Consider the following 10,448-nt stretch of genomic DNA (forward strand, 5'->3'; position numbering starts at 1 on the left):
GCCCCACGGCCCCGAAGGCCAGCGTGTGGCCCATGGCCTGGGGAGGATGCACCCCGGACGTCGTGGTGCTCACCGGAGGCCGGGGCGCGCCCGCGACCGGAGCGATGGAAGGCGGAGGCGGAATGACACCGGACGAAGTCAGCGGCCCGGAGGTCGGCGTCGGCTGCGGGACGAACGACCCGGTGGAGGTCGTCTGTCCCGCGAACAACTGCGTGGACTTGAGGCCAGCCCCCTCACCGCCAAAAATCTGCGTGGAAGACTGGGCACCCGAGCGGTCCGCGCCGCCCGCCGGCGGAGGCTTCGGCGCGGGCGGAACGGCGCCCTGGGGCGAAGCCATGAAGACGTGACCACACCGCGTGCACTGCACCGAAGCGCCGCCGGGCGGCAGGAGTCGGGCATCCAGCACGTACTGCATCGAGCATTGCGGGCAGGAGATCTGCACCGGCTGTGCTTACCACACGCTCCCAGTGGCCGCCGCCGACTCCAGCACCGTGGCCGCCCGGAGGGTCTGCAACTTGGCGGAGCCCACGCCGGGCACCGCATCCACGTCGTCCCAGCTCGTGAACCGGCCCTGTTCCTCGCGGGCCATCACCAGCCGCCGAGCGAGGTCAGGCCCCACCCCGGGCACCAGGGCCAGCTCCGCTTCGGACGCGGCATTCAGGTCCAGCTTGAGCCCCAGCGCGAGCGCCCGGGCCCCCGTGGGCACGGTCCCCGGCCCGCAGGTGGCGAGGCCGGCGGAATCCAACCGCACGGCCTCCGGAGGGCAGTCGAGCGAGGGCTTCGCATCCGGCCAGCGCGCCCGGGCGACGACGCCCAGGGCGAGCAGGCCCAGCGACACCGCCGCGAGCGCGGACGTGCGCCCTGGCCGCCTCAGGCCTTCTGCCCGTGGAGTGCGTCGTTCTCGGACACGGTGGGGTGGTCCTTCACGGCGGGCGGCGCATCCAGCCCGAAGGCGGTGTGCAGCGCGCGCACGGCGAGCTCCGTGTACTTCGTGTGGATGACACACGACGTCTTGATCTCCGACGTGGAGATGAGCTGGATGTTGATGCCCTCCTGGGAGAGCGTCTGGAACATCCGGGCCGCGACGCCCGAGTGGTTGCGCATGCCCACGCCGACGATGGACACCTTGGCGATGGTGTCGTCCACCTCCACGCCGGTGGCGCCCACCTCCTGGGCCGCGAGCTTCACGACCTCATGGGCCTTGGCGAAGTCGGACTTGGCCACGGTGAAGGTGACGTCGGTGCGGCCGTCGCGCGACAGGTTCTGCACGATGAGGTCCACCACGATGTGCTTCGCGTCGAGCGCCCCGAAGAGCTTCGCCGCGGCGCCCGGCTGATCCGGCACGCCCACCACGGTGATCTTCGCCTCGTTCCTGTCGTAGGCGACACCTCGAACCAGCACGTCCTCCATGGATGCGTCCTCCTCGCAGACGAGCGTGCCGGGATCCTCGGTGAAGGAAGACTTCACCCAGAGGGGCACCTTGTACTTCATGGCGAATTCGACCGAGCGGATCTGCAACACCTTGGCGCCCAGGCTCGCCAGCTCCAGCATCTCTTCGTACGTGATGCGGTCCAGCTTGCGCGCGGCCGGGCAGACGTTGGGGTCGGTGGTGTAGACCCCATCGACGTCCGTGTAGATCTCACACGCATCCGCGTTGAGCGCCGCGGCCAGCGCGACGCCCGTGGTGTCGGAGCCGCCGCGTCCCAGCGTCGTGACGCTGCCCGTCTCGTCCACGCCCTGGAAGCCGGCGACGACGACGATCTGTTTCTTCGCGAGCGCGGCGCGGATGGGCTGGGCATCGATGCTCTTGATGCGGGCCTTGGAGAAGGTGCTGTCGGTGACGATGCGCACCTGGTGGCCGAGGAAGCTCACGGCCTCTCCGCCCTGTGCCTGGATGGCGAGCGCCACGAGGCCGATGGAGACCTGCTCCCCGGTGGCGACGACGACGTCCTGTTCGCGCTCGTTCGGCCGGTCGGTGATCTGGGCGACGAGTTTGAGCAGTCGGTTCGTCTCGCCGGACATGGCGGACACGACGACGACGACGTCATGGCCGGCCTTCTGGGCGGCGAGGCAGCGTCGGGCCACGTTCTTCATGCGCTCGGTGTCACCCACCGAGGTGCCGCCGTACTTCTGGACGATAAGGGCCAAGGGGCTCACGACCTCCCTGCACGGACGGGCACGGGCTATATGGGCCCCGGGCCCCGGGTGTAAAGGGCCTCTGCCACCTTGCCGGGTTTCCGCTAGCGTTCCCGGCGAAACCGACTTCAAGCCGCCACTCCGGAGCACCCTGACATGTCCCGCCCCCGCCTCCTCATCGATGGTGACACCCTGAAGCTGGAGGAGATCCTCCAGGTCTCCCGCCACGAAGTCACCGTCGAGCTGGCTCCCGAAGCCGCGAAGCGGGTGCAGGCCTCCCGCGCCCTGGTGGACCGGGTGGCGGCCGGCGACACGCCGTCCTACGGCATCAACACGGGCTTCGGCACGCTGGCGGAGGTGCGCATCGACCGGAAGGACCTGCGCGACCTGCAGCGCAACCTCATCCTGTCGCACGCGTGCGGCGTGGGTCAGCCGCTGCCGCTGCCGGAAGCCCGCGTGCTGCTGCTGCTGCGGTGCAACGTGCTGGCGAAGGGCTTCTCCGGCATCCGGATGGAGACGCTGGGGCTGGCCATCGACATGCTGAACCGGGACGTGGTGCCGGTGGTGCCCGAGCGAGGCAGCGTGGGCGCGTCCGGAGACCTGGCCCCGCTGGCGCATCTGGCGTTGGTGTTGATTGGCGAGGGCGAGGCGTTCTTCGAGGGCGTGCGGATGCCGTCGAAGCAGGCGTTGGAGAAGGCGGGCCTGAAGCCGGTGGTGTTGGAGGCGAAGGAAGGCCTGACGCTGATCAACGGCACGCAGGCGATGTGCGCGGTGGGGACGCTCCTGCAGTTGCGAGCGGAGATGCTCGCGGACGTGGCGGACATCGCGGGAGCGATGACGGTGGAGGGCCTGCTGGGAAGCCACAAGCCGTTCCTGCCGGAGATCCACGCGGTGCGGCCGCACGCGGGCCAGAAGGCGGTGGCGGACCACCTGCGCCGGATTCTCAAGGGCAGCGAGCTGGTGGAGACGCACGTCAACTGCAGCAAGGTGCAGGACCCCTACAGCCTCCGGTGCATCCCGCAGGTGCACGGCTCGGCGCGCGAGGGCATCGCTTTCGCACGCAGGATTCTGGAGGTGGAGGTGAACAGCGGGACCGACAACCCGCTGGTGTTCGCGGACACGGAGAACATCATCTCCGGAGGCAACTTCCACGGGCAGCCCATCTCCCTTGCGATGGACGTGGTGGCGATGTCGCTCACGCAGCTCTCCAGCATCAGCGAACGGCGCGTCGAGCAGATGGTGAACCCGTCCCTGTCGGGCCTGCCGGCGTTCCTGGCAAAGAACTCCGGGTTGAACTCCGGATTCATGATTGCCCAGGTGACTGCGGCGGCGCTGGTGGCCGAGTCGCGCATCCTGAGCCACCCCGCGTCCGTGGATTCGATTCCGTCCTCCGCGGGCCGCGAGGACCACGTGTCCATGGGCATGACGGCGGCGCTCAAGGGGAGACAGGTGTCGGAGTTCACGCGGTCGTGTCTGGCGATTGAAGTGTTGGTCGCGGCACAGGCGCTGGACTTCCGTCAGCCCGTGAAGCCTGGCAAGGGCGTGCTGGCGGCGTATGAGCTGGTGCGCAGCAAGGTTCCGCACATGGACCGGGACCGCGAGCTGCATCACGACATCACGGCGGTCACCGCGCTTGTGGAGTCTGGGGCGTTAAGGGAGGCAGTGCGAACCGCCACCACGTAGCTCATGAGATGAAGCGATTAGGATCGCCCTACTAAAATTCGAGGGCGATCCCAAAAGCCAAACTTAGCAGCCTATTGCCAATAATCGACACTGATGATTGCCTTATCTCAAGCTACCATCCGCCAGCGAAAACTCGGCTGACATCCCTCAACGTCAACACCAGAGCGACCAAGCCCCCCAGCCGCAACCGCGGCAACGGCGACGACAAGCGGCCGAGGAAATCCTTCGACAGATCGAAGCCGGATCACACAATTGGTACCAATACCAGCCACCCGTCTCTCCAAATGAACTTAGGCAACGTCAAGCGTCTCGATTAAATTTATCGATTCCTACCAGCTCACCAAAAACAAGAAACCGGCACCAACCCGCAGCAACATTATCCGACACCGCGGAAGACCAAGCGCACCCGATAGCTGCTGGAAAGCTCTTGCAAATCATCAAAAGCCCGGATACCCTAGGCCTGCTGGAGTGAGAGGGCTCGATTGTTTTTTGTCATCGATCCTGGTGACAGCTCATCGCAATGTCACGGTGTACAGCCGGACCATGTTGTCAATTTTCATCCTCACTCAAGGTTAACTTGAAAGGGCGAGGCAGAATCGACCCTTTCACTCCAGCGCTATGGCCTCGAATCATCCGGAAGTTCCTTCTGATCCAAGGCAACTCAGAGCAAGCTTTGTTGCGCTGAAAACTCCTCAAGAGGTTGCGAAGCTGATCGGCATCTCGTACGGACAACTCTGTAGCATTATATATGCCAAGCCTGGGAAATTTCCATACGAGACTTTTTTCATTCCCAAGAAGAATGGGACGTTGCGGACGATCTCCAAGCCACATCCAGCTGTTCGATCGCTCCAAAATAAGCTTTTGCCATTCTTGACATCAGCCTATCGACCCAAGCCTTCCGCACATGGCTTTGTGGTTCAACGAAGCATAGTATCGAACGCGCGCCCCCATGTTGGGAAGCGCTTTATTCTCAATATCGATTTGGAAGATTTTTTCCCGAGCATCCACTTTGGTCGCGTACGTGGCATGCTAATGGCTGTTCCGTACCAACTTCCATCATCAGTCGCATCAGTTCTGGCACGAATCTGCAGCAACGAAGGGGTACTTCCGCAAGGGGCACCGACATCGCCAATCATTTCAAATATGATTTGTGCGAGAATGGATGCCGACCTCCAACGTCTCGCGGGAAAGCATCGTTGCACATATTCTCGATACGCAGACGATCTAACTTTCTCTACTACCAGCAGACGGTTCCCGGAACAGCTAGCAGTGCCACGACATGGACTGGTTGGTGAAAACCTCCAAATAGGAGAACCATTAATAGCCACAATCACGGCAAATGGGTTTCGGATCAATACAGCGAAACAACGACTTCAGCCGAGACATCATCACCAAGAGGTTACGGGAATTACCGTCAATAGATTCTTAAACCCAAGAAAGAAACTAGTTCGGCAAGCACGAGCTATGATTTTTGCCTGGAAGAAATTTGGATTACAGGCAGCTGCTGCTGAATTTAGAGAAAAGTATGATCCAAAACCGCGCCGGGCGAGCAAACCTCAGCCGTCTTTTATCAGGGTTGTACTCGGGAAAGTTGAACACATTCGCAACGTAGGGGGCGAAGGCCACCCCGGCTACAGGAAGCTGCTTGCTGCTCTTCATCAAGCAGATCCGCACCATTTCGAAAAACCAGCAGAGGCCCGTACATGGAACCCTCGCCCTGCAGACACTTCAAGTTGGGGATATTTAGCAAAACGATTTAGAAACTCTGTTTTCCATCTTGAGGTAACAAACAAAGAAGGCGACCTGCAAAATGGGACTTCCTTCCTGTGGGATGCAGGCTATCTAGCAACGGCACACCACAATTTGATTGGCCCCGTCTCAGTAATGATCAACGGTATTTCGTCGCCAGTAGGCGCTGGCGATCAACTACATCACCCCAAGGCGAATGAAGGGGTTGATGCGGCACTACTTAAGGTTGCTCATACGGCAACCGCAGGCAAGTTGGCATTCAAAACTCGCGAGTCCGCCATTGAGATAGGCGAATCCGTGGCAGCACTTGGCTTTCCCACCGTCCCTATGTATGACTCAGCACTCATTGTTCGGACAGGGATTGTCGAAGGGACGGCACCCCAGTACTCCAATCAAATCGATGGAATTCAAGTAAGCATAAAACTAACTGGCGGCTTTAGCGGTGGACCAGTAATAGACTCCAGTGGGCGACTTGTTGGAGTTGTCATGGAGGCCACATTTGAGAAAACAGCAGCAGGCGTTCCTGGAGGTGAGTTCCAACACATCCTTCCGGCCAGATACTTAACGGAGATATCGAAGGACTCCGCCGAGACTTCCCCCCAGCTACCGCTCCAGCTAAAAGTCGTAGATTCCAAGCAAGACACAGATTAATTACCATGGCATGAAAGTGACCGCAGTCGCGCTCCTATTGAAGAGATAGAAGGAGCGGAACGAGACTTCCCCTCATGCAGGCATCCGCCACTGAAGCGCAGACACCGAAGGTTCGTAACCGCCCGGCCAACATCGTTCCTGAACAATTCGCAGGAGTCGAATGCACGGCCCTTGCTCATGAGGGGTGTCGCTCGGCCTCGCGGTAGATCTGAGTCAGGGAGAAATCCACCAGCGCCTGTCGAGAGCCCAGGTATCGCTGAGCACGGACGAATGGAAGCCATACGCGGTTGCCTACGCGGACCTGCGCTTCCTCCAGTTTCTTCCGCGGTAGCCACTGCCCGCCCAGTCGTCGGACCAGGACCTCGCCCAGGTACGCGCCCACGGCGGGCATGAGTTGCTCATCGATTTTCCACCGCTCGAAGGTTTCCGGAAAGTTCCGGTCCCAGAGGTGGAAGTCGACGTCCGTCAACGATTCGGGGGTCGTTTCGAAGACCGATGGCACCTTGGTGTGCAGGATCGCCACGAGGTGCTCGGCGAGAGTCGCATAGTGCTCACGGGCGTCGGCCGGGTCCTGCACGTCCACAGGAAAGGCGGCGTTCGCGGGCAGCCACTCCTCCGGTTCGGGCGGCGGGCAGGCATTGAACTCAGCGATCTTCCGCTGGCGCTCGCTGATCACGCACGCGCCTGTCACACGCGAGAGCAGCGGTTCCACATCCGGGTGGAAGTGTGGTTCCACAGCGGCCAGCGTGGCGCTACGGTCTCGCAAGGCAAGCAACACGGTGTCAACGTCGAGATCCGGTCGGAGGTGCGCCAGCGCCCGCGCCTGGGCCTGACGTGACCCCTCGCTGGCGAAGTCCGTGACGGTCGGCCACGTCACTAGGAGGACGCCGCCGCCTGGGAGTTCCTCCACAAGGTGCCCAGGGGTGGACAGCATCCGCTCGCGCCCCACGGCTTCCACCAATGCAGGCCCAAAGATGTTGAACCAATAGACCCCATAGATCTTGTCGAAACCATCCTGGATGGTGACCTGCGTATCGCGGCCAAAGTTGGGTGCGCCGGACAACTGTTCGTCCGCGTGACTGTGCGCCACAGCGTAGGTCACGGGATACCTAGAGGCCCATGCACGAACCATGTCGATGAAGTCGCGACAACGCGCCTCCTCCGCAAATAACGAGAGGGGTTGCAGCATGAACTGAACATCCACCTCTGAAGGGTTTGGGGACCAGGTCCTGAACGTCATCTCCAACGCCGGCCTCGTCGTACGATACAGGCCGAGGGTTACGCCAACCTCGTCGCGTACCTCCATGAATGCTTTCCAGAAATTGGCTCGGCTGTATTTCCGGTTGCGCTTGCCCTGGACGACATTCGGCATCCACGGTCCGGCGGAAGCCTCCAACGCATGGAGGAAGACTTCGAACTCGCGCTCCACCGGCTCACGCGGATCAAAGGTTCCCCGAAACGAGAATTGGAGTCGATCCTCCATATTCGACTCATAGGGATCCAGGACTCTCATTCGAAGGAAATCTCCACTTCCTTGACATGCATTCGAACGCGTTTCGCTGCTGCGTTCAGTTTATTGAATTGCTCGACGTAGACCGCGCCGCCCTCGTAGATGAGACGAACCCTCTGGACTTGGGTCTGCACCCCATCGACTTCGGACTGGAGGGTGCGCCGACGGATGCTCAGCGTCTCACCATAATATCGCAGCGCGGCGCTCGCGTCCGCCTTCAACTGCGCTTCCAGGCCAGCCCCCTTCAGCGCCTGAAGGTCCCTGCTCTTGAAGCTGAACGTCTCCACACGAGGCGGTTGGCCCGCAGGAGGCTCCGCCTCGATGACGAGCACGTCCGCGAAGCGGAGGTCCGCCTTCGCCACGCCCACATGCGTTTCGATGCGGGGCTGGTTGAAGCCCTGGAGCCACTTGCGTTGTGCCCGTGAGAGCGCCGCATCCCTCCGCAGCTTGACCACCATGGCGCGCTCGAATTCCATGCCCTTGGCGAAGGACCCTCGCAGCCGATGGTAGTCCCTCCAGGTCGAGGGCCCCCGTGACTCCGTGCCTTGCTTGAGCGCCGCGACCCGCCCCTCGAAGTACACGACGTATTCACCCCAGCGCGAATGACCTTCGGCGCCCGGTTGCGGTGCCTCCAACGACGGACGGTGTTTCTCCAGTTCCCGCACGTCGGTTGTCAGGCGCCGTCCCGGCGCCTCTTGCTCCCACTGCACCCAGCGGGCCTCCACTGCTTCCCGCTCGAAGCCCGCCGCTTCGTGTACCCGGGCGGCGAGCGTGCTCGCATCCTTCGCCCCACCGCTCCTCCCCGCTGTGGGTCCCGGCCGCTCGCGATTCGCCTCCGCCAGCAGCACCTGCGCTTTCGCCGCCCTGCCCTTCGCCTCGTACAGGGCCAGCAGCCCGGCCTCACCTGACTGAGCCGCGAACAGGGCATTCTCCCGACCCGCCTGGAGGTATCGGAAGAGGTCGCGAGCAGCGTCGACTCCCAACTGCGATTGCAGCCGGCCCATCACCCGCTTCAATCCCTCGGCGGTCAGGGCATCTGGAAGGAGGCGCGTTCCCGTCCCCTTGGCATACAGCGCCACCAGCAACGCGGCAGGCGCCAGCTCCCGGGTGGCCTGTTCGTACTTGCCCTGGGCCAGGGCCTGCGCCCCCTGCCCCGTCCCGGCCGCCAGATGGAAGAAGCCCATCGGCACTCCGAACGTCAGGTGGTCGAAGCTCCCCAATGCGATACTTCCCGGCGCGAAGCGCTCCGCCATCAGCGCCCTCTCCACCGCGTCGAGTGCTTCCTGATACGGGGGCGGCATGTGCCCACGCTTCGCGCTGAACTCCGTGTACAGAGGCCCGGCGAAGACGGGGATGGTGACGAGTGCGTCGCGGCCCACTCGTCCCAGGCCCCGCAGGACATCACCGGCCTGCTCGGTCCGGTCTGGGAAGTCCGACAGCCTCAGGCCCCGTCGCTGCAACTCCTCGCGGACGGTGGGCATGCTTCCCAGCGTTTCACCGAGTTGCTTGTCGCGGGCCAGCCCTTGGAGCACCTCGCGCAGCTCGTCGTCGAAGGCGGAGTGGACGATGAAGAGGGCGAACACCTCCGTCAGGGGGACGCCGTACTTCTCCGTCGCGGTGACAAGAAATCCCGCACGTTTGTGATTGAGGACTTTGGATGCCTCCGCGTCCAGCGGGCCAAGGGCCCCCAGCCGGACCGCGTCCCAGTCCTTCAGCGACTCCACCAACCGGGGCATGTCCACCCTTTGCTGCATGGCCACGAACTCCGCGGGCGAGCCACATGCCAGGAAAGGGGCGAGCACCTCCTGACTGGAGGAGAGGTGGGGCCAACCTGATGGCCGCTCCTGGCCTCCACATGTGAACGCCTCCTCGCTGACTGTCTCGTTGGGGCTTGCTTCACCGACGATCGAGCCCTGCTCACGCTTCGGTCCACGTCGGCGACCCAGTCGCTCGGCGGCCCCTGGATCCAGGGACGAGGGCGCCGCGTCAGCGATGCCGCCTGCCGTGTGTCGCAGCACCTGCGCAGGGCGCGGCCCGGAGGCCCATGCATCAGGTCCAGGCCGGGAAGACAGCGTGACGCAGCCGGTGGTGAACAGGAGGACCATGCACAGCAGCCCCCACGCGCGCGACAGGGAATCAGCGCACATGGTCCACCCCCATCCCAACAGCGACGAAAGCACCGGGGCGAAGCGTCCCGTCTGGTGTCGGGTACAACAGCGTGCCGCCCTGGCCCAGTGCGTACACCCTGCCCCCGAGGAAGCGCCAACGCCCCTCACCCGAGGCGAGGTAGCGCGTCCCCGGCTGACGCAGGCCCACCGCCAGTCCGCGCAGGGCCACTTCGACGGTCCGGTGGAAGAGCTGCGCGGTCATCCGCACATCCGCATCCACACGGCCCCAGGTGAAGGCCTCGGCGGACATCGACAGACGCAGGTGCCGCTGCACCAGCTCTCCCAGGTGCACCGCATCCCAGCCGAGAATCACCTCACCGAAGGCGGAGGACCCGTTGGGGAAGGACGCATCGGCCAGCGCCACTCCCGCTCCTCCCGCCACCCGGAAGCGTGCCAGTTCGTAGTCCGGGCCGAAGTACCCCTGTCGGAAGCCCCCGCGCTGCATGCGGACCTCCAGCCTCGCCTGCAGGTCCAGCGTCGGCGACACCGCATCCGCGCCCAGACCGGCCACCGCGCCCCATGCGCCCCCGGTTCCGAGCCGCCCTCCCCAC

At 63.5% G+C, this 10,448-nt stretch carries 7 protein-coding genes and 1 pseudogene; 2 read left to right on the forward strand and 6 right to left on the reverse strand.

The genetic code is table 11. The features are described from left to right. The 3 genes from D7Y13_RS31360 to D7Y13_RS31370 all read right to left on the reverse strand — a co-directional run. On the reverse strand, nucleotides 1-442 hold a 442-nt coding region (locus tag D7Y13_RS31360; RefSeq protein WP_244222398.1), incomplete at its 3' end, for a zinc-ribbon domain-containing protein. A 9-nt stretch (nucleotides 443-451) separates the two neighbouring features. Beyond that, entirely contained in the window at nucleotides 452-838 is a 387-nt protein-coding gene (locus tag D7Y13_RS31365; RefSeq protein ID WP_233595474.1) for a ComEA family DNA-binding protein, read from the reverse strand. 32 nt (nucleotides 839-870) lie between these two features. Continuing rightward, nucleotides 871-2,148 carry an aspartate kinase gene (locus D7Y13_RS31370; RefSeq protein ID WP_120537253.1) on the reverse strand — a complete coding sequence of 426 codons (1,278 nt, stop codon included), beginning with the start codon at nucleotides 2,146-2,148 and terminating at the stop codon, nucleotides 871-873. A 144-nt stretch (nucleotides 2,149-2,292) separates the two neighbouring features. Here D7Y13_RS31370 and hutH point away from each other — a divergent pair, with 144 nt between their 5' ends. Together hutH and D7Y13_RS45965 are read left to right on the forward strand one after the other, a co-directional pair. Beyond that, a complete protein-coding gene (hutH, locus tag D7Y13_RS31375; protein WP_120583223.1) occupies nucleotides 2,293-3,819 on the forward strand; it encodes a histidine ammonia-lyase in 1,527 nt (508 codons plus the stop codon). A 618-nt stretch (nucleotides 3,820-4,437) separates the two neighbouring features. Further along, entirely contained in the window at nucleotides 4,438-6,219 is a 1,782-nt protein-coding gene (locus D7Y13_RS45965; RefSeq protein WP_158620342.1) for a reverse transcriptase domain-containing protein, read from the forward strand. 175 nt (nucleotides 6,220-6,394) lie between these two features. Here D7Y13_RS45965 and D7Y13_RS31385 read toward each other — a convergent pair whose 3' ends face one another. The 3 genes and pseudogenes from D7Y13_RS31385 to D7Y13_RS31395 all read right to left on the reverse strand — a co-directional run. Continuing rightward, nucleotides 6,395-7,702, reverse strand: coding sequence for a hypothetical protein (locus tag D7Y13_RS31385; protein WP_439329244.1), 1,308 nt, complete (start codon nucleotides 7,700-7,702; stop codon nucleotides 6,395-6,397). 26 nt (nucleotides 7,703-7,728) lie between these two features. Further along, nucleotides 7,729-9,483, reverse strand: coding sequence for a hypothetical protein (locus tag D7Y13_RS31390; RefSeq protein WP_233595475.1), 1,755 nt, complete (start codon nucleotides 9,481-9,483; stop codon nucleotides 7,729-7,731). A gap of 382 nt (nucleotides 9,484-9,865) precedes the next feature. Next, a pseudogene (locus D7Y13_RS31395) lies at nucleotides 9,866-10,448 on the reverse strand (hypothetical protein); the annotation flags it as partial.

Origin of the sequence: Corallococcus praedator (assembly GCF_003612125.1) — a bacterium.
Lineage (GTDB): Bacteria > Myxococcota > Myxococcia > Myxococcales > Myxococcaceae > Corallococcus > Corallococcus praedator.